This window comes from Pandoraea sp. XY-2, from assembly GCF_004193915.1.
Taxonomy (GTDB): Bacteria; Pseudomonadota; Gammaproteobacteria; order Burkholderiales; family Burkholderiaceae; genus Pandoraea; species Pandoraea cepalis.
Genome location: NZ_CP030849.1, coordinates 3219751 through 3244021, shown reverse-complemented (window position 1 = coordinate 3244021; position 24271 = coordinate 3219751). Strand labels below are relative to the sequence as shown.

Genomic DNA, 24271 nt, shown 5'->3' with positions numbered 1-24271 from the left:
CAAGCCTCACCGATATGGGACACGCGAGCGGCTACAAGGCCATCACCAAGGGCGAATGGCGCTCGCTCTCGCTGGCTGGCCTGGGATGGACGTTCGAGAGCTACGACTCGTTCCTGCTCTCGCTTTTGCTGCCGACACTGGCCCTTCAGTTTGGATTGAGCAAGGCGCAGCTCGGCCTGTTCACCAGCATCACGGCGGCCGGACAGATCGTCGGCGGCATTCTTTTCGGCTACGTCTCCGACCGCTTGGGACGCGTGCGCACGGCGCTGCTGTGCATTGGCATCTACTCGCTGTTTTCCGGCTTGCTGGCGTTCGCGCCCAACGAGCATTGGTTTGCGACGCTGCGCTTCTTCGGGGCGTTGGGCATGGGCGGGACATGGACTGCCGGTGCAGCCCTCATTGCGGAGACCTGGCATGCGAGCCGTCGCGGCAAGGGTGGGGCGCTTATGCAGATGGGGCTGCCCATCGGCGCCATTCTCGCGATTGCGATTTCCGGCATCGTGAGCGCCGCGTACGGTGGTCTTGTCGACAGCGGTTGGCGTCTGCTTTTCCTGATTGGCGCGCTGCCGTTCTTCATCCTCTTCTGGGTGGCACGCAAGACGCCTGAGTCGCCTATCTGGCTCGATCGGCGGCAGGCGAGCGCAACGCCCGCGAGCGGCACCCAGGCGAGCGACGAGAAGCTCAACGTTCGCGGTCTTCTGCTCGCGTTCACGTTCATCTTCTTCCTGCAATACCTCTACTGGGGGGTGTTCACCTGGACGCCGACATTCCTCGTCACGGTGAAACACCTCGACTTCGTCCATAGCCTGAAGTTTGTGCTCTCGCTTCAGTTCGGCGCCATCACGGGGTTCCTGCTGTTCTCGGCCTTTGTCGACCGCCTCGGTCGCCGTCCGATGTTCCTGGCCTATCTGCTGGTGGGCGCGGGGGCTGTGCTCGTGTACATCGTGTCGGCGAATGCGGCGCTGCTCATGGTGGCGATATTCTTCACGGGCTTCAGCGTCAACGGGATTTTCGCCGGCGCCGGGCCGTTCCTCGCGGAGATCATCGGGAACACGTCAAAGCGGGGGTTCCTCATGGGACTCGCCTACAACGGCGGACGACTCGGCGGCTTTATCGCACCGTTGGTCATTGGCGCCCTGGCGTCGACGTCGGGTGGTTTCGTCCTCGGCCTGTCGACGACGATTGTCGCCTTCATTGCCGCGGCGATCGTCGTCTTGTTCGCACCGGAAACCCGGGGAAAGACGCTTGCGTGAGGGCGTCGCACGCGCCGGGCGTGTGCATCGCCTGCGCGGCGATGGCCGCCATATGGGGCCCGAGGGGCGCCGTGTCGGCAGCCGGGGTCAGGTCCGAAATCGCCCGATATCGCCCGGCAACGATTCAGAGAACATAATAAATTTGGAGACAACGATGCAACTCGCGGGTGTCACGGAGCAATCCGAAATTGAGCGCCAGACCCTACGCAAGGTCGTATGGCGACTCGTGCCATTTTTGATGGTGTGTTATCTGCTCGCTTTCATCGACCGGGGCAACGTCGGCATGGCTTCGCTCCAGATGAATCACGATCTGGGCATGTCGGCCCGTGTATTCGGATTCGGCAGCAGCCTGTTCTTCATCTCCTACTTCTTCTGCGAAGTGCCTAGCAACCTGGCGCTTCAGAAGTATGGCGCGCGCCTCTGGATCGCTCGCATCATGATCACGTGGGGCATCGTGTCGGCGGCGATGGCGCTGGTGCACAACGCGACGAGCTTCTACATCCTTCGATTCCTGCTGGGCGCGGCCGAAGCGGGCTTCTTTCCAGGGGTTCTGCTGTACCTCTCGTACTGGATTCCCACGTCGTATCGCGCGCGCATCGTGGCCACGTTCATGGTCGCCATTCCGGCGGCAAGCTTCATCGGCTCGCCGATTTCCGCGTTGCTGCTCCAGATGGACGGTGTCGCTGGGCTGCGCGGTTGGCACTGGCTCTTCATCCTGGAGGGCGTGCCCACGATCCTGCTCGGCATCGCCTGCCTGTTCCTCCTGACCAACAAGCCGAAAGACGCGAAATGGCTCAACGAGGACGAACGGACATGGCTCGCGAACACGCTCGCCGCCGAGCACAAGGCGCCGAAGAAGGTCGCGTCGATGCCGTTGACGAAGCTCTTCCGCAACCGGTACGTGCTGTGCCTGGCGCTCGTCGACACCTGCGCCTCGGCCGCGGGCAGCACGTTGTCCGTCTGGCAACCGCAGTTACTGAAATCGTTTGGCCTCACGGTCATGCAGACCGGTTTGTTGAACGCCGTGCCCTATGCGCTGTCGTCGGTGTTGATGGTGTATTGGGGCCGCCGGTCGGACCGGCTGGGAGAACGCCGCTGGCATACCGTCGTGCCGATGCTGCTGATTGGTCTCGGTTTGTTTGGCACGTCGCTGAGCGGGTCGCTGGCGCCGACGCTCTGCATGCTCTGCGCGGTGTTGGTTGGCGCCTACTCGTTCAAGGGCCCGTTCTGGGCGCTTGCGACCGACATGCTGTCGAACAGCGCGGTCGCGGCCGGTCTCGCCACGGTCAACGCCATCGCTAACCTGCTGGGCGGCGGACTGATGGTAAATGTCTACGGGTGGGTCAAGGCGGCGACGGGCAGCTATGCGCTCGCGCTGATGCCGCTCGCGGTGCTGACCCTCGTGAGCGTGGCCACGCTGCTGCTCCTGACGCGCAAGGGCGGCGAATCACAGCTGACCGGCAAGACGGAGGCGGCTTGAGTATGAAGCCCGAACCCGAATCCGGACGCGAGTGCCGGCATCCCTTGCCGCCCACGCGGCCCTAGCGGCCCTCGCAATAGGCCGGGGTGTTCATCCCGGCCGGATCGAGGAGAGATGATTTGCGCTGCCGGCGCGATCAGGCGTCACGGGTGCGGGGATGGGGACATCCCTGTCACCCGGCGGCTTGCGAGCACTGCAAAGGGTAGAATGGCGATACATTTTGCGATTCTGGTATCCCGTTCCGAATCCTCACCCGGAGATCCCCCAAATGCGCAAGCTCACGTTTCTACTTCTGGCCACGACCGTACTGCTGGCGAGTTGTGCCGTCTATCTTCCCGATGATGGCGGTTACGGCGGACGTGGCGGCCCGGGTAACGGCTTCTGCCCCCCGGGGCAGGCGAAAAAGGGGAACTGCTAAGCGCCGAGGGAGGCGAAGCGCCCGCCCGCATATCGGCCGGCGGGCGCTTCGCACGGAATCAGGCCGACGCCGCCCTGGCATCGCGCCGCCCCACATCCGGCCCAACCCCCGGCCGAACCTGCAGCATCGCAAACACACCCACCGCCGTCGCCACCGCCGTCGCGACGAACATCGACGAGTAGCCATATTTGGCGGACAGAATGCCGGCCAACGTCGGTGCGAGTACCGACGCGATGTTCGCAATGAAGTGCATCAGCCCGCTGAACGTGCCCACGCGCGTCGGTGCCGTGTCGATCACCACCGCCCAATACACCGAGTTCGGCAGCGCGTTGAGCGCATTGCCCAGCGTCATCAGCGCGATCACCGTCCACACGCTCTGTGCCTGCGACACCAACAGGAAGCACAACGTAGTGCACGTGAGGGCCGCCGCCGCGAACCAGCTCCGCGCTACCACCAGCTTGCCCGTCTTGCGATACAGCCAGTCGGAAATGCGTCCCCCGACCAGCACGGTCACGCACGCGCCCGTCCACGGAATCATGCCGATATACCAGAGCGACGACAGCGTGAAATGAAACTCGTCGGCGAGATATTTCGGCGTCCAGGTCAACAGCATGAAGTTGACATAGATGAACGCGAAGTAGCCTATCGAGTTGAAGACCAGCGTCTTGCTCCTGAAGAAGCTCCACCATGGCAAAGCGCTGGCCGCCGCTGCCGCCAACGCGTTCTGGGCCGGACGCCCCGCCTGAATCTGCGCCAACTCGGCGGCGTTCACGCGCGGGTTGTCCTCGGGGCGATTCGTATAGACGCGCGCAAACAATGCGATCAGCACGAAACCCGCCGCGCCGAGCACGATATACATCGTTCGCCAGCTATCGGTGAGCAGCAGCAATCCCACCGCGACCGGGGCCGTCAGCAGGGCGCCAAGCGGGGTGCTCAGCAGTCCGATGGACACCGCGAAGCCGCGCTCCGACGGCGATGCCCATGCGGACATCGTCTTGTTGATGATGGAGTAGGCCGGTCCCTCGGCAAACCCGAACAGCACGCGAATCGTTGCGAACCCGGTCAGGGCCGACCCGCCAAAGACCGCGATCCCGATGTCGCCCGCCCAGATCATGGCGATGGCAAACGCCGACCATGCGATGCCCGCAATCACCCACACCCGCTTCGCGCCCAGCCGGTCGGCCAGCGCACCGCCGAACAGCGCGCCAAACATATAGCCGTAGCCGAAATAGCCGAGGACCGCGCCCCAGCCCGCGCGGTCGAAGCCGTATTCGGACGTGATCTGCGCCGCCGAGTACGAAATCGCGCCGCGGTCAATGTAGTTCACGAGGGCAATCACCACGATCAATGCGAATACCGCAAACCGGTATCGCGTCGCCCCGGCGGCCGCATGGCCCACAGTGCTTGCTTGCATGACGTCTCCTAAGTGTTGGGTTCCCTGCGAAGCGCCCGATGCCCTTCGCAAACGATTGTCGATTATATATAATGCACAATGCATATCAACTGAAATCAAAAACCGGTCCACCATGTCCAACTCGCTTCCCGTGGTTGCTGTCGCCTCGCTTGGCGGCACGATCAGCATGACCCCGTCAGACGCCGCAGGCGGCGTCGTCCCGACGCTCGACGCCGCGCAACTGGCCCGTTCGGTGCCGGGTTTGTCGGACGTCGCGACTATGACTACCGCATCGCTTCGCCAACTGCCGAGCGCTTCGCTACGGTATGACGATTTGATGGAGGCGCTCGCCTGGGCCGAGCAGCAGGTCGCGGCGGGAGCGTGCGGCGTCGTGCTGACGCAGGGCACCGATACGCTAGAGGAAACGGCGTTCCTGCTGGACTTGTACTGGACGCTGCCCGCACCGCTGGTCATCACCGGTGCGATGCGCGCCCCGCAGGCCGCCGGCGCGGATGGTCCTGCGAATCTGCTGGCGGCGGTCAAGGTGGCGGTTCATCCGGAAAGCGCCGGACGCGGCGTGCTCGTCGTGATGAACGACACCGCGCACTACGCGCGGTGGGTAAGCAAGGGCGACGCGCTCGCGGTGCAGGCCTTTGTGTCGCGTGACGGCGGCGTTGCCGCGCGTCTCGTCGAGGGATATCCCGCGTTCTTCCATGCGTGCCCGGCGCGTTCGCAACGTCTGGCGCGGCCCGTGCGTGCGTGGCCGAAGGTCGCGCTGGTGACGGCCGTGCTGGGCGACGACGGCGAACTGGCGGAGCTGGCGGTGAAGGGCGGCTACGAGGCCGTCGTGATTGCCGGGCAGGGCGCGGGACACGTCTCCTTCGCATTCGCCGAGCGCATTGGCGGGTTGGCCGGGCAAGTGCCGGTGGTGATCGCCAGTCGCGCAGCAGGTGGCTCGACGGCGTTTCATACCTATGGGTATGTCGGTGCTGAAATCGACCTGGCCCGGCGCGGCGCGCACATGGCCGGTTGGCTCTCGGCGCTCAAGGCCCGGCTGCTGGTGGCGGCGCTTCTCGCGTCGGGTGTTGCGCCCGGCGCAGTGGGGGAGGCGCTGGCGAATTGGAGTAAACTCTCGCGTCAATAATCCCTACACGGCACCCCTTTGAAAAGCGCGCCCTCCGCATCGGCCAGCATGTCCAGCGAATCCAGCGTGTCCGGCGTGTCCGGCGCATCCGGTCTGTCCGGCACGTCGGGCCGTCGCCGGCTCACGGCCTACCAATATGCCATCGAGACGTTGCGTACCGAGATTCTGCAAGGCAAGTTGAAGGCGGGCGACCGGCTTCGGCAGGACGATCTCGCGCGCCGTCTGGAGATGTCGACGACGCCCGTACGTGAAGCGCTACGCACGCTGGTGTCCGAGGGGCTGGTGTTTTTTGACGTCCACCGCGGTGCCGTGGTGCGCGGTCTGACGATCGACGACGTCAACGAGCTGTATCGTCTGCGCAAGACCCTCGAACCGATGATGGCCGAACAAGCGATGGCCACGCTTCGGGAGGCCGACATCGCCAATGCGCAGGCGCTGCACGCCGAGATGCGCGAAACGTCCGATGTCGCCAAATGGACCGAGTTGAATCAGGCGTTTCACGCGGCGTTGTGGGCATCGCAGGACAACTCCCGTTTGGCGCACCTGATCAAGACCCTGCGCGACGCGTCGGGTCCGTACATCGCGCTGTCGCTCCATATGCGTCCCGTGCATATCGGTGTGAGCAATCGGGAACACCAGAAGATGCTCGCCGAGTACCGCGCGCGTGACATAGCCGCCGCCCGGCAGCACACGGCGGATCACCTCGACGCCACGCTGCGCATCATCGTCAAGGCCATCGAGCAGACCGAGGCCGAGGCGGCGGCGAACGAGTGACGTTTGCGGGTGGCGTTTTCCTGTGACGCGGGCGCGATAGCCACCGCGAATCGTCTGTTCGCTGGCGTTGGGCGCAGGAAAAGCCGATGCATATCGTTTCAACCAACACATCGTTCGCGGGCAAATAAAAAGCGGCTCGCCTGCGCACGCCGGCGAGCCGCGAATGCCTGAACGCGCGCATCGGCGTTCGGCCCACAGGACCGCATGCGTCCCATGTTCTTCCCCGGCGTCGACAATGCGCGTCGGCGCCATCGCAATGGTTGAGCCCGTCGCATCCATCGCAACGGTCGCCGCATCCGGTCGCCCGCCCGTCGGCGTTGGCGACCGTCGGCGATGTCATCTGCCCGCTAGCATCGAGCCCCGCTCACGCAAGTTGACGTGCATGTCGAACGCGTGTTCCAGCGCGTGCGGCGTCTGCCCGCCATAGCGCAGGGCGTCGCGATAGTAGTCGCGCAACACTTCCCGGTAGCTCGGGTGCGCGCAATGATCGATCACCCGGTTCACGCGCTCGCGCGGGGCGAGCGTGCGCAGATCGGCCAGGCCTTGCTCCGTCACGAGGATGTCCACGTCGTGCTCGTTGTGGTCGACGTGCGGCACCATCGGCACGATGCTCGAGATCTTTCCGTCCTTGGCAATCGACTTGGTGGCGAAGATCGCGATGCGCGCATTGCGAGCGAAGTCGCCCGAGCCGCCGATGCCGTTCATCATGTGCGTGCCGCCGACGTGCGTGGAATTCACGTTGCCGTAAATGTCCGCTTCGAGCGCGGTGTTGAGTGCGATCAACCCCAGCCGTCGAATGACTTCAGGATGGTTGCTGACCTCCTGCGGACGCAGCACGAGCTTGTCGCGATAGCGCTCGAGATGCTTGAAAACACGATCCTGCACGGCTTGCGACACCGTGATCGACGACCCCGACGCGAACACCATCTTGCCCGCATCCATGAGTTCGAACGTCGAGTCCTGGAGCACCTCCGAATACATCGTGAGGTCCTCGAACGGCGAGTCGATGAAGCCCGTGAGCACCGCATTGGCAATGGTGCCGATGCCCGACTGAATCGCAGGCAGCGTGCGCGGCAGGCGGCCGCGCGAGACTTCGTGCTGGAAAAATTCGATGAGGTGGCCGGCGATGTTCTGCGTGTCCGCATCGGGCGGCAGCGCGTTGGAGGCGCTGTCCGGCGTGTCGGTGATAACGATGGCGGCGATCTTCTCCGGCGCAATCTTCACCACGTTCGTGCCGACGCGATCGCGCACATCGACGATGGGCAACGGCGCGCGATGCGGACGCTGGCCCGGAATCCAGATGTCGTGCATGCCTTCGAAGGCGAGCGGTTGCGCGAGGTTGATCTCGACAATCACTTTGTCCGCGAGGATCGCAAAGCTCGCCGAATTGCCGACCGACGAACTCGGTACGAGGCCGCCGTCTTCCGTGATGGCGACCGCCTCGATCACGGCCACATCGAGCGCGCCGAACTGTCCGGTGCGCAGGAATTCGACGGTCTCCGACAAATGCTGATCAACAAACATCACGTCGCCGCGATTGATCGCGCCGCGCAGCGTCGTGTCGACCTGGAAAGGCAGACGCTTTGCCAGCACGCCCGCTTCGGTCAGCGTCTTGTCGGAATCGTGTCCGAGCGACGCCCCCGTGATCAGCGTGATCTTCATCGGGTGGGCCTTGGCCCGCTTGGCCAGCGCAATGGGCATGTCCTTGGCGTCGCCGGCGCGGGTGAACCCGCTCATGCCGACCACCATGCCGTCTCGCACCAACATCGCCGCTTCGTCGGCACTCATCACCCGGTCGCGCAGCGACGCCAGGCGGATGCGGTCTTCAAACATCTTCAGGCTCCTCGTCTCTCTTATTCGAATCCCTTGATCTCTCGGCGTGGCCGCTAAGGGCAAGCTCGTCCGCGCCTGATTCGCAGTGTATTGACCCATCGGTCACATTTCCAATATATTCAAGACGCCATTTGAATACTTTTTATGTATGAATGACGGAAACCCCAATGGGGCCGGGCAGACAGAGGAGCAGTCATGGAATTGCGGCATTTGCAATATTTCATTGCGGTCGCCGAGGAGCGTCATTTCACGCGGGCGGCGGCGCGTGTCGGCATTCAGCAGCCGCCGTTGAGCTTGCAGATTCGGCAACTCGAGGCCGAATTGGGCGGCCCGTTGTTCGTGCGTCTGCCGCGCGATGTCGTGCTCACGGAGCTGGGGAGGCGTTCCTGCCGGAAGCGCGGCACGTGCTAGAGCGAGTAGCGCGCGTCAAACGCCGGATGCAGCAGATCTCACGCGGCGAGGCGGGGCAGATCCGCATCGGGTTTGCGGGCGCGACATACTTCGAGCCCCGCATTCCTGCGTGGATCCGTGACTTTCGCGCACGCTACCCGGACGTGCAACTGCATCCGCAACAGAGCAACACGGCCAGTCTGCTCACGGCGCTGGTCGACGAGGCGGTCGACGTGGCGTTTGTGCGCACGCCGTTCGAGGTGCCGTCCGGAATCGTCATGGTGCCGGTCGTCGACGAGCCAATGGTGCTGGTGTTGCCGCTTGGCCACGCGATGTGCGCGCGCAAGCGCGTGCCGCTGGCCGCGCTCGCCCGCGACGAGTTCATCCTGCTGCCGCGCGAGATCAGTCCCGCGCTGTATGACCGCACGATTGCGGCCTGCGAATCGGCCGGATTTCACCCGAAGCTCGGACAGGAGGCGCCGCAGATCACGTCGATCGTGCCGATGGTGGCGGCGGGGTTCGGGGTGTCGCTGGTGCCGGCGTCGGTGAGTCAGATTCGTACGCCCGGCATGGGGTTCTGGCCGATCGAGGGTGACGTGCCGCTCGCGCCGATCAGTCTCGCTTATCGCGCCGAACACGCCTCGGCGGCGATCGATCGATTCATTGCGATGTCGCCGCAGGCCTTGCCTGACACTGACGACAACGTAACGTCGTCCGTCTGATCGCCTCGGTGGCGTCCGGGCACGGCTTGTCGCGTTACGCCGACGACTCGCCATCGTTGGCGGCAGGGCGGGGCGTCGCGGGGAGGGGACGACCGGCGTCAGCGCGCCGCAAGGCCGGCGCATCGCCGTACACGTCGTAGCCGCGCTGGCGTGGGCTGGGCACGGCAGCGTCGCGCGTGGGCAGCCAGCCATTGGCGCGCAGCTTGCCGATGAGCAGCGGATGAATCATCAGCGAGTAGAACAGGCAGGTGGCGGGCAGCGAAAACGCTAACGCCGAATCCTTCCAGATCAACGCGGGTCCGATGGCGAGGACGGTCCAGGCGAGCGCATGCCACGTGAATCCGTAGGCCATGAGGTAAAGCGGACCGAGGAAGAAGGCCGCGACACACGACAGACGCGTGATCTCGACGACATCTCCGTTCGCCGGATTGCGAAATTTGAGCGTCATGGCGAGGTCGTGAGAAGGAGGACGGGGAGCCTAACGTTACCGTACCGCCGACCCCATTTCGTCCCCCTGTTTTACGGTATCGGCTTGCCGGATTGCCGAGCGTCGGCGGGCGACGGTGGCCGATGCGCTCCCTTCCGAGGACACAACGAGCGAGCGTGACAGTCACGCTTCGGGAACGACGTTGCGATGTCGACGGCGGACAAACTATTTACGCCGGATCCGGAGAACTACCGAGAATAGCGACAGTGATTCGGGGCTAGAGTGGAGTTGCCGTGGCTCAGATGTGCCCCCGACCTCCACGGACTATCCGGCTCGCCGATCAGGCGGGCCGCTTTTTTTTCGACCGTTTGTCGAGATTCCTTAACATGCTAGGATTTCCTGAAAAACTGCATCGGTCGGCAGCGTGATCGCTGCCGCTGGATTGAAGGGGGACATGTGATGCAATCTTTTCGGTTTTCCTGGCACTACGTCAGCCACACGCCGCCGGGGCGCCCGTTCGACTTGGAGGGCGCGGTCACGCCGCGTACCGACGAACGTTTTGATGGTGCCGTCGATGCCTATTGTGAGGGGCACTACATCGGACGTTGCGAATTTTCGAGCATCGATGCCCGTGATGTGTCCGAGGCGGCGGCAATGGTCCGAAAGCGGATCGAGCGCAGCATCGAAGATCGCGTCGCGCACGAGAGTCAGACATCCCACTGAATGCCCTGTAAGGGCAGGATCGGCGAGCAAAAAAAAACGGCCAGCAAGTTGCTGGCCGTGAAATCCACCAGGAGGAGGTGGAGGAGACAGGTGTAACTATATCAGGGAAATCCCTAGACGGGTTAACCTTCGCAAGAAAATTTGTAGAAAAACGCCAACTGCGACAATTCGTCGCTTTTCGTCGCATCCATCGCCCAATTCCCCCGCCTGTATAGCCCGCTGGCATTTTGCCGGGGCGGCTCCCATCGTTCCGATGGAGAAAAACCACAAAGCTGAGCGCCATGTCCGTGAGCCGAGGTTCCACCGATCTCGCCCGGATTCCTGCACCCATCGCGTTTGCATGTCCTGAAAATGTCAGTGTTAACACTAGGCATTAATTTACGTTTGGCGAGATAAACTTCCGCAAAGCGTAATTTAGTGTGCGCCGGAATTAGGGGGATTCGCCGTTCGATCCGGCGCATGACATGCCTTGGTTGCTGGATTCGGGCAACGAGGCGCCTGGGACGAGGCCGCGATGGGAATAGGCCGTCGCCAGCGCCTCGACCGGGAACGCAATGCCACGAAGTTGCAAAAAACGTTGGGAGACAAAATGAAAGCAGCAGAAGTGAATGTGGGCGCACTGATCGACGAGAGTCGTCTGGGCGCGTATCAGTGGTGGGTGATCGCCTTGTGCGCAATGTGCCTGGTGGTCGATGGCTTCGATGTCCAGGCGATGGGGTATGTCGCGCCGGTGGTGATTCGGGAATGGGGCATTGCCAAGGAAACCCTCTCGCCGGTATTCGGCGCGGGGCTGTTCGGCATGCTGGTCGGCTCGCTTACCTTTTCGGCGCTGGCCGACAAGCTGGGCCGTCGCCCGGTGCTCATTGGCGCGACCCTGTGCTTCTCGGCGTGCATGATCGTCACCGGTTTCGCCAATACGATTACAGAACTGGTCGTCTGGCGCTTTGCGGCCGGGCTGGGCCTGGGTTGCATCATGCCGAACGCGATGGCGCTTGCCGGCGAGTACAGCCCGCGCCGCATTCGCGTGTCGCTCATGATGATCGTGTCGTGTGGCTTCACGCTGGGCGGTGTGCTCGGCGGCCTCATCACGGCGGCGATCATTCCGAGCCTGGGCTGGCGCGCGGTGTTCTACATCGGTGGTGCCATTCCGTTGGTGCTCGGTGTGCTGATGTGGATCTCGCTGCCGGAGTCGATCCAGTTCCTGATGTTCGGCAAACGCGACAACGCACACATTCGCAAGCAACTGCTGCGCGTGGCACCCGGCGCCAACGTGCCGGTCGACGCGCGCTTCGTGCTTGACGAGCAAAAGGCGAAAGGCGTGCCGTTCGTCGAGCTGTTCAAGGACGGCCGCGCACGGGTGACGCTGCTGCTCTGGGTAGTGAACTTCGCAAACTTGCTCGACATGTACTTCCTGTCGAACTGGTTGCCGACGGTGATTCGCGATGCGGGCTATTCGACACAGGTCGCCGTGATGGCGGGTACCGCGCTGTGGGCAGGCGGTGTGATCGGCACGCTACTGCTCGGCCGCGTGATCGATCGCGTCGGCTTCACGAGCGTGCTGGCCGTGACGTTCCTCATCGCGATGGCGGCGACGGCGGCGATCGGCAATCCGATGGTCATGGTGTCGATGGTCGCGGTGTTCATCGCCATCTTCTTCGCGGGCTTCTCGATCATCGGCGGGCAACCGGCGCTCAACGCACTCGCCGCGACGTATTACCCCACGTCGTTGCGTTCCACCGGCATTGGCTGGAGCCTCGGTATCGGCCGCATCGGTTCGGTGCTCGGTCCGGTGCTGGGCGGCGCGCTGATGCATTTGCAATGGTCGTCGTCGTCGCTGTTCCTGGCGGCGGCGGTGCCTGCGTGCGTTTCGTTGATCGGCGTGCTGGCGATTGCCCGCACGCAGCGCAGCGACGGCGGCAGCCTGCAGGCGGCAACGGCCGGATGAGGTGGCGAGGCCAAGAGGTACGAGACCCGAACGCTGCGCCATAAGCATCGGTTTGGGATCCGATAACCATCGAGTATGAAAGTGCGACGCCCGCCAGCGTTATCATGGCGGGCGTCGTTTTTTGCGGCGTCTCCCGCGGCGCGACAGCCATTGCGCCGACTCATCAGAGCGACCATGACATCGACGTCCGAACTCTCTCCTGCGTTGCCTTCCGAGCGTGTGTTGCTCGGCATTCTCGGCCTGTTCATGATGATCGCGCCCGCCTCCACGGACATGTATCTGCCGGGACTCGTGACGTTGCGACACGAACTGGGTGCGAGTGTCGCGACCACGCAGCTCACGCTCTCCTACTTTTTCCTGGGGTTCGCCTTCGGGCAGCTCCTGTGGGGGCCGCTCGCGGACCGATTTGGGCGTCGTCGGGCGATGGCGGCGGGGATCGCGCTGTACATCTTCGGCAGCATCGGCTGTGCGTTTGCCGACACCATCGATCACATGATGGTCTGGCGCTTCGTGCAGGCGCTCGGTGGATGTGCCATGCCCGTGATTGCGCAAGCGATCGTGCGTGACGTCTACGGGCCGCGCCACAGTGCGCGCGCCTTTTCGATCATGCTGCTGGTGATGAGCGTTGCACCGATCGTGGCGCCGCTCGTTGGCGGACAGATGCTGCGCGTCACGACGTGGCGCGCGATCTTCGGCATTCTCGCGGTGTTCGGCGCGGTGGCGATGCTGGCCCTGTGGCGTTTGCCGGAGACCGGGGCGGTGCACGCGCGTCAGTCGGGGGGCCGCGTGCCGTCCTGATGTCCTATTGGCATCTGTTGCGCGACGCGCATTTCGTCGGCTACATGCTGGCGGGCGGCGCGGTCTTTGGCGCGTCGTTCACCTACATTACCGGCACGCCGCTGGTGTACATGGAGTACTTCCATGTGTCGCCGCAGTTTTTCGGGGTGCTCTTCGGCATCAATATCGTCGGCATGGCGGCGATGACCATGTTCAACTCGCGCCGTGTGGGGCAGTTCGGCGCAGATCGCCTGATGCGTGCCGGCATTGTGGGCTGTGCGATCGTCACGACCGTGTTGTGCGCGAGCGCGTGGCTGGGGGTCGCGCGGCTGCCGTTGATGGTGGCGCTACTGTTTCTGTTCATGTCGCTGCGCGGCATCATCACGGCGAATTCGGTGGCAGGGGCGCTCGCCAATCACCCGACGCGCTCCGGCGCGGCGGCGGCGCTCGTGGGCAGTGTCCAGTATGGTTTCGGCTTCGCGGCGGGCGGGCTGCTCGGCGTGCTCAACGATGGCTCCCCGCGTCCGCTCGCAACGGTCATGTGCGGTTTCGCATGGCTCGCGCTCGTCGCGCTGTTGGCGATGCTGCGCAAGCCGCAGCACGCCCACTGAACCCACCGGGCGCGCCGGGCGCCGACGCGGCGACCTACAACGCCAGCACCAGCGATTTGCCGCAGGCGCGCGAGCAGCATGACATCATCTTCGTGTTTGCGTCGCGCTCGGCGCGTGTAAGCACCACATCGCGGTGATCCACGTCACCCGCCAGCACCTGCACCTCGCAGGAACCGCACAGTCCTTCCTCGCAGTCGCTCTGGACGTCGATGTTCGCCGCGCGCAGCGCCGTGAGCAGCGTCTGATCGGCCGGCACCGTCACCGTGATGCCGGAATCCTTGAGCGTGACGTCGAATGCATGCTCCTTCGCGGGATCGAGCGTGCCCAGTTGCGACTGGAAGTGTTCAACGCGCAGCGTGTCGTCCGGCCAGGGCGCACAACATTGCGCGAGGGCGTCGAGCATTCGTAGCGGGCCGCAGGCATACACTTGCGTGCCGTCTTGCGGCGTGGCGAGCAGGCTGGCGTAGTCGGCGCGCTGGCCCTCGTCTTTCACCCACAAATGCAGACGCTCGCCATGCAGCGCGTGGAGTTCGTCGATCAGCGCCATCGTGCGGCGGCTGCGGCCGCTGTAATGGATTTCGTAGTCGATGCCCAGTGCTTTCGCGCGCCGCGCCATGGCGGCAATCGGCGTCACGCCAATGCCGCCCGCAACGAAGATGGCACGACGCGTCGTTTCATCGAGCCGGAAGTGATTGCGCGGACCGCGAATGCGCAGGCGGTCACCGGCTTTCACTTGCGTATGAACCCAGTGTGAACCGCCACGGCCTTGCGGTTCGTGCAGCACGGCGATTTCCAGCGCGCCGGTGTCGGTCGGATCGCCGCACAGCGAATACTGACGCGACAGCCCCGTGTCGCCGCACTCGATGTCGATGTGCGAGCCCGGGGCCCAGCGCGGCATGGCGCGGCCGTCCGGGGCGACCAGGCGTAGCTTCACGATGCCGTCGGCCACCGGTAGCACGGACTCGACCACGACCGGACGCGTCACGCTGTGTCCCGAGGGTTCGCCAATGCGCACGGGCGAATGACGCGTGAGCACGGCGGGGTCGCGGCGCTCGGGGTTCTGCGCCGGATCCCACTCGACCCACACATGCTCCGGGCCGCGGAACGAGGTGTTCGGCACATACGTGAACGTCTGCTGTGCCAGCGTCATGTGCGGCAGCCGGCGCGTGAATTCCTCGAGGAAGATCTGCATTTCCATGCGGGCGAGATTCTTGCCCATGCATTGGTGCGAGCCGTAGCCGAACGTCAACTGATCGCTCGCGTTTTCGCGGCGAATGTCGAACAGGTCGGCGTCGGCGAAGTGCGCTTCATCATGGTTGGCGGACGAGGTCACGATCAGCAGCTTCGCGCCCGCGGCAATGTCGATGCCGCCAATGTTGACGTCCCGAGTGACCAGCCGGCGCCATGCGGCGACCGAGCCGTTATGACGCAGACACTCTTCGACGGCGTTCGGAATCAGCGATGGGTCGTCGCAGATCTCGCGCCAGACGTCCGGATGCTGGAGCAGCAGCTTCATGGCGTTCGCGGTGGCGTTGGCCGTCGTCTCGTGCGCGGCCACGATGCCCGCCATCATCATCGAATGCAGATACGAATCGGTGACGACGTCGGGATAATCCTTCTGCTTGCGAATGCCGTACTGCATCCAGCCCGACCCCTCGGGGTGCTGGCGCATCTTGTCGAGAATCTTGCCCGCCAGTTGCCAGAAATTGCCCACGGCGTGGGCCACGGCCACCTGCTCTTCGGGCTTGGGGCGTCCCCACGTGTTGACCGTGTGCGCGATGGAATACTCGCGCAGCTTGTCCATGTCTTCCTCCGGCACGCCGAGGAAGTGCAGCGCCACCGTGAGCGGCACTTCCCACAGCATCTGGTCGACGAGATCGGCGCGGCCGTCGTTGATGAAGCGGTCCACGTAGTCGCGTGCGAGTTGGCGCACCAGCGGCTCGTGATGCTTGAGATGCTCGGGCGTGAACGGCTCCATCAACACGCGACGACGCGGCATGTGGGCGGGTTCGTCTTCGTTCACCAGCGTGCGGTTGAGCGCAAAGCCGTAGGAGGCGAGCACGGCATTCGCCTCCTGTCCGGTCGGCGTGATCTTTTCCAGCGCAATCGACGGGCTGAACGTGAGGTTGTCACGGAAGATCGCCTTGATGTCGTCGTAGCGCGTGACAACCCAGTAGCCGAGCTTCGGGCTGTAGAACACCGGCTCTTGCTCGCGCGCCCAGCGCACGTACTCGGGCGGGTCTTGCTGGTAGCCGTCTTCGAACGGGTCAAAGTCCGCGGCACGGGCGCTCACCGGGCATCCGTTGGGGGCTGTGGCGGCAGGCGTCCGATGAAAGGGGCAGCCGCCGGCGGCGGCCGTGTCGGGGGTGGGGGTAATCGGTTGGCTCATCCGTTCACGCTCTGTGGGTCCGGTGTGACGAGCGCCGCGTTGGGCTCGCGACGACACGCGCAATATAGAACAAGTGTAGAGGAGCGATCACGCGATCGGGCGGTGCGCCTCTCTTCCCTGGAATTTATTAAGCGTAAATATAATACGCATTGCGTAATTTGGTGGACTGGGGTTAACCTCTAGCCTCGCCGATGCCGGACAATATCGCTTTGCATCATAAAATCTCGGCGATGACGACAAGCAAACGACCCACCGCAGGCCTCCCGCGCAGCGCCGATACGCCTGCGCGCGCGACGACCGGCCTCACGCCATCGCGCGCCGATGCCCCTCATGACGACGATGTCACCGGCGCGCCCCGCGAGCGCGGTCGCCGTCAACGCGTGCAGTCGGCCGAGACCGGCATGGTCGTGCTCAAGGGGCTGGCCCGGCTGGGCGGTCGCGCGAGCCTGACCGCGCTCGCCCAGCATGTGCAGCAAAGTCCGGCCAAAGTGCATCGGTATCTGATGAGTCTCGTGGAGGAGGGCCTCGTCGCGCAGGATACCGACTCGCAGCACTACCATCTCGGACTCGAAGCGATGCTCATCGGCGTGGCGGCCATGCGGCAGGCCGACCCGGTGCGTGCGGCCGAACCGGCGCTCGTGCGCTTGCGCGAAGCCTTCGATGTCACCTGCTTCATCGCCGTCATGGGCAACAAGGGACCGACCATCGTGCGTTTCGAGGAGCCGGGCCTGCCCGTGACGATCAACGTGCGCATCGGGTCGGTCATGTCGATGCTCTGGTCGGCCGCCGGCCGCGTTTTTCTCGGATGCCTGGACGATCCGCAAGTGATGGCGATGGCCGAAGCCGAGTTGGCCCATGCCTCGCCGGAGCAACGCGCCCAGCTCGATGCGTCAGACCCCATCGGCGCGCTGCGTGCCGAGGTGCGCGCCGCGCAGGGGGCAAGCGTTCGCGACACCAACCTGACGGGGATCAGCGCGCTGGCCGCGCCGGTCTTCAACTACGATGGCCGCTTGGTCGGGGTCGTCACGGCGCTGGGTGCCACGGGCGGGTTCGACGCGCGCATGGACGGCCCGATTGGCGAGGCGGTGCGCCGCGAAGCCTTGTCCGCAAGCCATGCGCTGGGCTATCGTCCGAAGCTGCCGTCCGGCGCCTGATGGGGCGGCGTTTCGCAGAACTGACGATCAGTTTCGGGATTCGGGACAGCGAGTGTCGGCGCGGGGCCCAACGCAAGGGCGATTGGCCTGAATTTGCGCTATTCTGACCCGCTGTTTTTCACCGTCATCGACTTCCTGGAGGAGACACCCATGCGTCGTCGCTCGCGCCGTATTTTCGCTGCCGCTCTGACGGCCCTGTCGCTGCCGATGGTGCCGCTCGCCGCGCATGCCAAGGCGCTCACCGTATGCACCGAAGCCAGCCCCGAAGGCTTCGACGTCGTGCGCTACAACTCGCTGACGACGACCAATGCATCGGCCGACCCGGTGTTCAATCGGTTGGTCGAGTTCGATGCGTCGCAACGCAAGGTCGTGCCCAGCCTGGCGACCCAGTGGAGCGTCAGCCCCGACGGCCTGACCTACACGTTCACGCTGCGCCCGAACGTGAGCTTCCACAGCAACAGCCTGTTCAAGCCGACCCGCGCGTTCAATGCCAACGACGTCGTCTTCACGTTCGAGCGCATGCTCGACGACAAGGCGCCCTGGCACAAGCTCACGCCGTCGGGCTTCCCGCATGCGCAATCGCTCTCGCTGGGCAAGCTGATCAAATCGGTGCAGAAGGTCGACGACCGCACCGTTCGCTTCACGTTGTCCGAGCCCGATGCCGTGTTCCTGTCGATGCTCTCGATGGGCTTCGCGTCGATCTATTCGGCCGAGTACGCCGACAAGCTCATCGCGATCAACAAGCCGGGCGAGATGAACGCGCGGCCCATCGGCACGGGCCCGTTTGTCTTCCGTAGCTATCAGAAGGACAGCGTCGTGCGGTACGACGCCAACAAATCGTACTTCGGCGGCGCGCCGGCCTCGGATCGTCTCATCTACACGATTGTGCCGGACGCAGCCGTGCGCGCGCAGAAGGTGAAGGTGGGCGAATGCCAGATCGCGCTCTCGCCCAAACCGGTCGACGTGCAGGCGGCGCGCAGCGACAAGGCGCTCCGAGTGGTCGAGACGCCGGCCTTCATGACGGCGTTCGTCGCGATCAACACGCAACACAAACCGCTCGACGACAGGCGAGTCCGTCAGGCGCTGAACATGGCGTTCGACCGCGCGAACTACGTCAAGCAGGTGTTCGAAGGGGCCGCAACGCCCGCCACCAACGTGTATCCGCCCAACACGTGGAGCTTCGCGAGGAATGTGGCCGCGTATCCGCTGGACATCGCCAAAGCGAAGAAGCTGCTCGCCGATGCGGGCTTCCCGCAAGGGTTCGAGACGACCATCTGGACGCGCCCGACGGGCAGCCTGTTGAACCCGAACCCGCGCCTGAGCGCCGAGATGCTGCAAAACGACCTCGCCAGGATTGGCGTTCGGGCGCGGATCAAGACCGTGGAGTGGGGCGAGCTGATTCGTCGCGGCAAGGCGGGAGAACATGACTTGCTCTTCATGGGCTGGTCGGGCGACAACGGCGACCCCGATAACTTTCTGACGCCGCAGTTCAGTTGCGCGGCCGTGCAATCAGGCACCAATTTTGCGCGCTTTTGCGACAAAGACCTCGACCAGTTGATCAGCGAAGGCAAACGCTCTCATGATCTCGCCGCGCGAACCGTGAAGTATCAGGTCGCGCAGCGCATGATCAAGGACGATGCGCTCTGGATTCCATTGGCGCATCCGATTGCAGCGGTCATCACGCGCGCGGACGTGACCGGATACGAGGTGAGTCCGTTCGGCCGTCAGGACTTCTCCGCCGTGCAAGTCAAGTAAGCCCCACGCCGATGGTTCGACCATGCCCGCCGTCGGGGCATGGTCGAGCCGTCGGTCCTTAAGGGCATTGTCGCGACATCCCCCTCTGGCGAGCACTCTGCTTCGCCAAACTGCACATCTGAAACCTTTCTGAATTCCGCCATGGCGCGTTGCGCGGCATCCGGGCGTTCGTTGACGCGAGCCGCTCATCATGCGCGCCTCATGCACCGCTCAACCTTGCCTCATGAACCGATCGTCCATGCGGTGGATTGCCGCAATGATGGGGCGTGTTGTAAGCGTTTCAGGAACGATACGTTTTCAGCGCACCCCTTCTCGATGTCTCGCGAATTGAGGTATTAGTTTGTTTTAAATCAACTGGTTACAGTGATTGGCACGGAAATCGCGTATATGAATCGCGTATGGCGAAGCGCCAACCCGAAATTCCAGCAGGCTGTTGGCGAGGTACTCCTGTGCTCGCGTGCATGGGACGGCCAGCTATTGCCCGCGATTTTCGCTGACGTGCTCACGCCGTAACGCAGCCTATGTTGGCCGAGGGGTGCGTGTGTCGAAGTGAGTGTGCGCGGGGAGGGAACCATGAACGGGTTCAAGGCGACTTTGGTGACGGCAGCCGCAGCGGTTGTGCTGTGCGGCATTTCGATCAACGCATTACATGCGGCGGGAGGTGGTGGGCACGGTGGTGGCGGTGGCATGGGCTTTGGTGGCGGCAGTAGCGGCGGGCTGGGTGCCTTTGGTGGCCCCGGAGGATTTGGGAATGGCTTTGGCGCCGGTGCCGGCATAGGTGGCGCAGGCGGCTGCGGTTGCGGCGGTCACAGTGGCGGAGGCGGTGGGCCCGGCGGTGGTGGAGGCGGTGGGCCCGGCGGTGGCGGAGGCGGGGGCCCCGGTGGTGGCGGCGGCGGCGGTGGCGGCGGCGGCGGCGGTGGCGGTGGCGGCGGCGGTGGCGGTGGCGGTGGCGGCGGCGGCGGTGGTGGCGGTGGCGGCGGTGGTGGTGGCAACGCCCCCGGCGGCAGTGCCGGCGCCAGCAGCGGTGGAGGCGTGGGGGCTTCCGGGCCGGGCGGTCGTGGCATCGGTGGCGCGGCCGGCGGAAACGGGCTTGCCGCGTTCGGCGGCCCCAGCGGTTTTGGCGGTGGCGGTGGATGTTCGATGAACGGCTTGAATGGTGAGGAGACGTGCCCCTGAGTCAGTCACGCGCGGGCCGTCTGCGTTCGGCACAACGCGGGCGGGCGCTTGCCTGCGGCATTTGCCCCTGCCTGCCAACGTGCGTTGCAAGTTTATCGTCGGTTCCTGATGCGACCGGCCGACGGCCTCGCCGTCAGCCGTGCCACCCCCCCGGCCCGTGATCAGGCAGTTCTCCCGGCGACACGCCCCTTCGGATGACCGAAGGGGCGTTTTTTTATGCGACCGATGAATCGACACGCGCGGGGGATATCGAAATGCCGATTGTGTATTTCGCGTAAACCCGTATCTGTGGCAGCATCCCGGGTCTGGGCCGTGCAAGGGCGTTGCCGTCCCCTGTGCGACCGTTGTGGACCCATCAAGTCCGCCCCATCGAACGGGCGCTCAACAGGCGCCAAATGAGCAATAGGAGAAATCGCACATGCTGTCCCGTCAACTGATTCACGCGTTCCTCGGCGCCACGTTTGCGCTGGCCTCTCTCGGCGCCACGGCCCAGACGGCCGCCAAGCCCCTGAAGGTCGGCACCATGGCCGGCTCGGATGCGCAGATCTTCGAAGTCGTCAAGAAGGTCGCCCATCAGCACGGCCTCGAGATCAAGATCATCGAGTTCAGTGACTACGCACAGCCGAACGCCGCGCTCGACGCCGGCGACCTGGACGCCAACGGCTTCCAGCACAAGCCGTTCCTCGACAGTCAGGTCAAGGATCGCGGCTACAAGATCGTAAGCGCCGGTCTCACGTACGTCTCGCCGCTGGGCTACTACTCGAAGAAGTACAAATCGCTGAAGGATCTGCCGAATGGCGCCAAGGTCGGTATTCAGAACGACCCGTCCAACGGTAACCGTGCGTTGCTCCTGCTGCAGAAGGAAGGCCTGATCAAGCTGCGTGCCGGTGCCGGTGTCAATGGCAAGAACGCGACCCCGCTGGACATCGCCGAGAACCCGAAGAAGCTGAAGATCGTGGAACTGGAAGCGGCGCAACTACCGCGTGCGCTGCCGGATCTGGACGCCGCCTCGATCAACACCAACTTCGCAGCACAAGCCGGTCTCGTGCCGAAGCGCGACGCGATCGCCATCGAAGATCTGAAGGGGCCTTACGCCAACCTGATTGCCGTGCGCGCACAAGACCTGAACAAGCCGTGGGTCAAGCAACTGGTCGACGCTTACCACTCCGACGAAGTGAAGGCATTCATCGAGACGCAGTTCAAGGGCGCGCTGATTCCGACGTGGTAATCGTCGGCGTTCCGTGCGATGCGCATTGCGCGCGTCGTTCGTCGCGACGGACAAATGGCAACGCAGGCATGACATCGTTTGACTAGAATGGAAAGTGAGATTCGGACCGACGGGAGGTCGCCATGTCCATGCTCAACCTTTCGATGATGCTTGTGGCGCTGCTTGTCGGCTTCGCCATCGGTATGTTCTTCGACCATTTCTGGGTAACGCATCACGACGAGCCCTCCCAGCACAGGCGCCTGGACTGGCACGAGATGTGGGACCGCATCCGTCACCAGCACTGACGAGCGGGCCGCATCTGAAGCGCAAGCCTCAGCCGTCGACTGTGTCGCGCAGTTTGCGCCAGAGCGTGGAGCGGCTGATGCCGAGTGCCTCGCAAGCGGCGCCGCGGTCGCCACCGCACGCCGCCAACGTGGCGTGAATGCGGGCAAGGTCTTCGGCTGCGCGACGGGCACGACCTGTCAGCGGCGCTGACGCTGAGTGTGATGTTTCGACGCCCGCGCCGGGGCGCGGGCGCGATGGGTCTCGTGCGCGCCAAATTCGCGTCCGTTGTTCGTGTTGATGACATCGGGCGGCATCGGCGTGTTCAGCCCATCGGTCATCGCGCCCAACTCCGGCGCAATCTCGACCAACCTTGCACGGCTGATCTCGTGTGCGTCGACGACATCCGCGCATACGACGGCAATACGTTCCAGCAGGTTTTCCAGTTCGCGGACATTGCCCGGCCAGCGATAGGTCGCGAGCAGCGGCATGAGCGACGCCTGCAACGCCTCGACGCTCATGCGCGCTCCCGCGCGGGCGAGTGCGCGTTCGAGAAAGAGGGGCGTGAGGCGCGGCAAGTCCTCCATGCGTTCGCGCAGTGCCGGCAGCACCATGCGCAGGATGTTGAGCCGATAGTACAAGTCTTCGCGGAACCCCCCGGCGGCCACGCGCTGGCGAAGATCGCGGTGAGTGGCCGCAATCACGCGCACGTCGCAGGGCACGGGCTCGGTCGCGCCAAGTCGCAGCACCTCGCGCTCCTGCAGCACCCGCAATAGACGCGTTTGCAGCGGCATCGGCATTTCACCGATTTCGTCGAGAAAAATGGTGCCGTTGTGCGCCGTCTCGAACAACCCCGCCTTGCCGCCGCGCCGCGCGCCCGAGAAGGCGCCGTCCTCATAGCCGAACAGTTCGCTCTCGAGCAGCGTTTCCGGAAACGCCGCGCAGTTGATGGCGACGAACGGATAGTCGCGCCGTCGGCTGGCATTGTGAATGCCTTGTGCGAGCAGCTCCTTGCCGGTGCCGCTCTCGCCGTGGACGAGTACGGTCGAGTCGGTCTGGGCGTAGCGGCGTGCCAATGCACGCACCTGCGACATCGCGTCGGAATCGCCGATCAGATCGTCGAGGCGATAGCGCGCTACGAGATGGCGTGGGCGATGGCGCGAGCGTAGCGAGCGATCGACGCGCGCAAACGACTGCGAGTCCTGGCACGTCAGCAGCGCGCCCGTGAGCGTGCCCTGGTCGAGCAAGGGAATGCGATTGATGACCCACGTCTTGCCGGCCATCGAGACAATGGCCTCGAGTTCGGCGCTCGCGCTCTCCAGCGTGCGCGCGATGTCGAGCGCCGGGGCGATGGCATCGAGCGGACGGCCGACCGCATCGGCAACGCTCACCCCGAGCATGCCCGCCATCGGGGCGTTGATCGCTTCGATGCGCCCGTTCAGATCGACAGCCGCGACCCCTTCATGCAAGTGTCGCAGCACGGTATCGAGCCGCTCGCGGCGTTGCGCTTCGATGCGCCCGAAGCGCGCGACGTCGAGTGCCGTGTCGAACGCGGCGCGCACCGAATCCTGCGAATAGAGAAAGACGCCCGCGAGCCCGGCTCGCTCGGCCAGTTCAGTCACCAGCCCGGGGCCGACGATGACCTCGATGCCTTCGTCGCGCAGCCGGTGCACAAGGTCTTCCGCATCTTGGCGGTCGAAATAGGCGTGTTGCGAGATGTCGAGGTGGAACGCGCTTTTGAAGCGCTCGAATTCTGGCGCGGGGCGGGCATACGACACCAGCGCGATACGCGACGCGGGCGAGGGGGCAGGCCGCGCGCGGCGCGCCCGTGCCAGCGCATGCATCACGTCGAAGCCCGTCACTTTCACGAGCACCACGGGCAGGGCAAGGCGCTCGCGCAGGAAGGCACCGTTCGAGCCGGCGGCGACAATGCCGTCAACACTGCCCGCGGGCAGGCGCTCCAACGCTTCGATGACGGCTTCATAGCCTTTATCGATGATCTGCACCTCGGCTTGCGCGGCGTAATCCGGCACGATGTCGCGGTACAACTCGCCGAGCTTGCTGATGCCCACGGCCCAGATCACCGGTTTTCGAACGGCGGTGACCGGTTGTGCAAACCCCGCGCGCACGGCGCTCGGCGCCGCCGTCGACAGGCGAGGGGGTAACGCGGGGGAGAGATTGGGCATGACCGGGCTCATCGATAAATGCGGGCGAGGGCGCAGCGCACGGACGCGTGCCCCCGCAGGAGACTGACTCGAATCGTAGCATATTGCAATGATATGTTTCATTTTTTGTTTCAACATGAAACATCGTGAAACGAACGCCCGGCGCAAAGCGACGCGTTCGACTTGACGCGCGCGTCACATCCGAGAAGAATTTCCGCTGCGAAATGAACGTCTTAGCGACGCGACGGTGCCG

The 24271-nt window shown here is 64.3% G+C and carries 22 protein-coding genes; 16 read left to right on the top strand and 6 right to left on the bottom strand.

Annotation, left to right across the window (positions count from 1 at the left end; translation table 11 throughout):
- Window positions 1-14: 14 nt before the first annotated feature.
- Together DRB87_RS14655 and DRB87_RS14650 are read left to right on the top strand one after the other, a co-directional pair.
- The gene (locus DRB87_RS14655) at window positions 15-1253 is read left to right on the top strand and encodes an MFS transporter (RefSeq protein WP_240756318.1); all 1239 of its coding nucleotides are present in this window, start codon (window positions 15-17) and stop codon (window positions 1251-1253) included.
- A 154-nt stretch (window positions 1254-1407) separates the two neighbouring features.
- Window positions 1408-2733, top strand: coding sequence for an MFS transporter (locus tag DRB87_RS14650; RefSeq protein WP_130026425.1), 1326 nt, complete (start codon window positions 1408-1410; stop codon window positions 2731-2733).
- 476 nt (window positions 2734-3209) lie between these two features.
- Here DRB87_RS14650 and DRB87_RS14645 read toward each other — a convergent pair whose 3' ends face one another.
- Complete coding sequence (locus tag DRB87_RS14645) at window positions 3210-4565, bottom strand: MFS transporter (RefSeq protein ID WP_130026424.1); 1356 nt, start codon at window positions 4563-4565, stop codon at window positions 3210-3212.
- Window positions 4566-4677: 112 nt separating this feature from the next.
- Here DRB87_RS14645 and DRB87_RS14640 point away from each other — a divergent pair, with 112 nt between their 5' ends.
- Window positions 4678-5688: an asparaginase gene (locus DRB87_RS14640; protein ID WP_130026423.1), complete on the top strand. Its 1011-nt coding sequence runs from the start codon at window positions 4678-4680 to the stop codon at window positions 5686-5688.
- A gap of 48 nt (window positions 5689-5736) precedes the next feature.
- On the top strand, window positions 5737-6462 hold the full coding sequence (locus tag DRB87_RS14635) for a GntR family transcriptional regulator (protein ID WP_130026422.1): 726 nt from the start codon (window positions 5737-5739) through the stop codon (window positions 6460-6462).
- Between the two features lie 336 nt (window positions 6463-6798).
- Here DRB87_RS14635 and DRB87_RS14630 read toward each other — a convergent pair whose 3' ends face one another.
- Window positions 6799-8295 (bottom strand): acetyl-CoA hydrolase/transferase family protein, encoded by a 1497-nt coding sequence (locus DRB87_RS14630; RefSeq protein WP_130027881.1) that lies wholly within the window; start codon window positions 8293-8295, stop codon window positions 6799-6801.
- A 195-nt stretch (window positions 8296-8490) separates the two neighbouring features.
- Between DRB87_RS14630 and DRB87_RS23280 the strand changes: the two genes are divergently transcribed.
- On the top strand, window positions 8491-8706 hold the full coding sequence (locus tag DRB87_RS23280; protein WP_206100027.1) for a LysR family transcriptional regulator: 216 nt from the start codon (window positions 8491-8493) through the stop codon (window positions 8704-8706).
- Between the two features lie 26 nt (window positions 8707-8732).
- Window positions 8733-9407: a LysR substrate-binding domain-containing protein gene (locus DRB87_RS14625; protein ID WP_206100026.1), complete on the top strand. Its 675-nt coding sequence runs from the start codon at window positions 8733-8735 to the stop codon at window positions 9405-9407.
- A 34-nt stretch (window positions 9408-9441) separates the two neighbouring features.
- Here the strand turns inward: DRB87_RS14625 and DRB87_RS14620 are convergent, their stop codons facing one another.
- The gene (locus tag DRB87_RS14620) at window positions 9442-9855 is read right to left on the bottom strand and encodes a hypothetical protein (RefSeq protein ID WP_130026421.1); all 414 of its coding nucleotides are present in this window, start codon (window positions 9853-9855) and stop codon (window positions 9442-9444) included.
- A 438-nt stretch (window positions 9856-10293) separates the two neighbouring features.
- Here DRB87_RS14620 and DRB87_RS14615 point away from each other — a divergent pair, with 438 nt between their 5' ends.
- From DRB87_RS14615 to DRB87_RS14600, 4 genes are all read left to right on the top strand, one after another.
- Window positions 10294-10557 carry a hypothetical protein gene (locus tag DRB87_RS14615; RefSeq protein ID WP_130026420.1) on the top strand — a complete coding sequence of 88 codons (264 nt, stop codon included), beginning with the start codon at window positions 10294-10296 and terminating at the stop codon, window positions 10555-10557.
- A gap of 589 nt (window positions 10558-11146) precedes the next feature.
- On the top strand, window positions 11147-12502 hold the full coding sequence (locus DRB87_RS14610) for an MFS transporter (protein WP_130026419.1): 1356 nt from the start codon (window positions 11147-11149) through the stop codon (window positions 12500-12502).
- 174 nt (window positions 12503-12676) lie between these two features.
- Window positions 12677-13300 (top strand): MFS transporter, encoded by a 624-nt coding sequence (locus tag DRB87_RS14605; RefSeq protein ID WP_165385324.1) that lies wholly within the window; start codon window positions 12677-12679, stop codon window positions 13298-13300.
- A complete protein-coding gene (locus DRB87_RS14600) occupies window positions 13300-13890 on the top strand; it encodes a hypothetical protein (RefSeq protein ID WP_130026417.1) in 591 nt (196 codons plus the stop codon). Before DRB87_RS14605 ends, DRB87_RS14600 begins: the two co-directional genes overlap by 1 nt.
- Before the next feature lie 34 nt (window positions 13891-13924).
- Here DRB87_RS14600 and DRB87_RS14595 read toward each other — a convergent pair whose 3' ends face one another.
- The gene (locus DRB87_RS14595) at window positions 13925-16279 is read right to left on the bottom strand and encodes a cytochrome P450/oxidoreductase (protein WP_130026416.1); all 2355 of its coding nucleotides are present in this window, start codon (window positions 16277-16279) and stop codon (window positions 13925-13927) included.
- Between the two features lie 230 nt (window positions 16280-16509).
- Here DRB87_RS14595 and DRB87_RS14590 point away from each other — a divergent pair, with 230 nt between their 5' ends.
- The 6 genes from DRB87_RS14590 (at window position 16510) to DRB87_RS23070 (ending at window position 21876) form a co-directional block, all read left to right on the top strand.
- On the top strand, window positions 16510-17433 hold the full coding sequence (locus tag DRB87_RS14590) for an IclR family transcriptional regulator (protein ID WP_240756002.1): 924 nt from the start codon (window positions 16510-16512) through the stop codon (window positions 17431-17433).
- A gap of 150 nt (window positions 17434-17583) precedes the next feature.
- On the top strand, window positions 17584-19188 hold the full coding sequence (locus tag DRB87_RS14585) for an ABC transporter substrate-binding protein (RefSeq protein WP_130026414.1): 1605 nt from the start codon (window positions 17584-17586) through the stop codon (window positions 19186-19188).
- Window positions 19189-19575: 387 nt separating this feature from the next.
- Window positions 19576-19701, top strand: coding sequence for a hypothetical protein (locus DRB87_RS23965; protein ID WP_255501240.1), 126 nt, complete (start codon window positions 19576-19578; stop codon window positions 19699-19701).
- Between the two features lie 60 nt (window positions 19702-19761).
- Window positions 19762-20364, top strand: a complete 603-nt coding sequence (locus DRB87_RS23275; RefSeq protein WP_206100126.1) for a hypothetical protein — start codon at window positions 19762-19764, stop codon at window positions 20362-20364.
- Window positions 20365-20782: 418 nt separating this feature from the next.
- Window positions 20783-21592: a MetQ/NlpA family ABC transporter substrate-binding protein gene (locus tag DRB87_RS14575; RefSeq protein ID WP_130026413.1), complete on the top strand. Its 810-nt coding sequence runs from the start codon at window positions 20783-20785 to the stop codon at window positions 21590-21592.
- A 122-nt stretch (window positions 21593-21714) separates the two neighbouring features.
- Window positions 21715-21876, top strand: coding sequence for a hypothetical protein (locus tag DRB87_RS23070; RefSeq protein WP_165385323.1), 162 nt, complete (start codon window positions 21715-21717; stop codon window positions 21874-21876).
- 28 nt (window positions 21877-21904) lie between these two features.
- On the opposite strand, the gene DRB87_RS23675 is transcribed toward DRB87_RS23070, so the two are convergent.
- Both DRB87_RS23675 and prpR read right to left on the bottom strand, forming a co-directional pair.
- Window positions 21905-22003, bottom strand: a complete 99-nt coding sequence (locus DRB87_RS23675; RefSeq protein WP_240756001.1) for a helix-turn-helix domain-containing protein — start codon at window positions 22001-22003, stop codon at window positions 21905-21907.
- A gap of 50 nt (window positions 22004-22053) precedes the next feature.
- Entirely contained in the window at window positions 22054-24039 is a 1986-nt protein-coding gene (gene prpR, locus DRB87_RS14570) for a propionate catabolism operon regulatory protein PrpR (protein ID WP_240756000.1), read from the bottom strand.
- Between the last annotated feature and the right edge of the window lie 232 nt (window positions 24040-24271).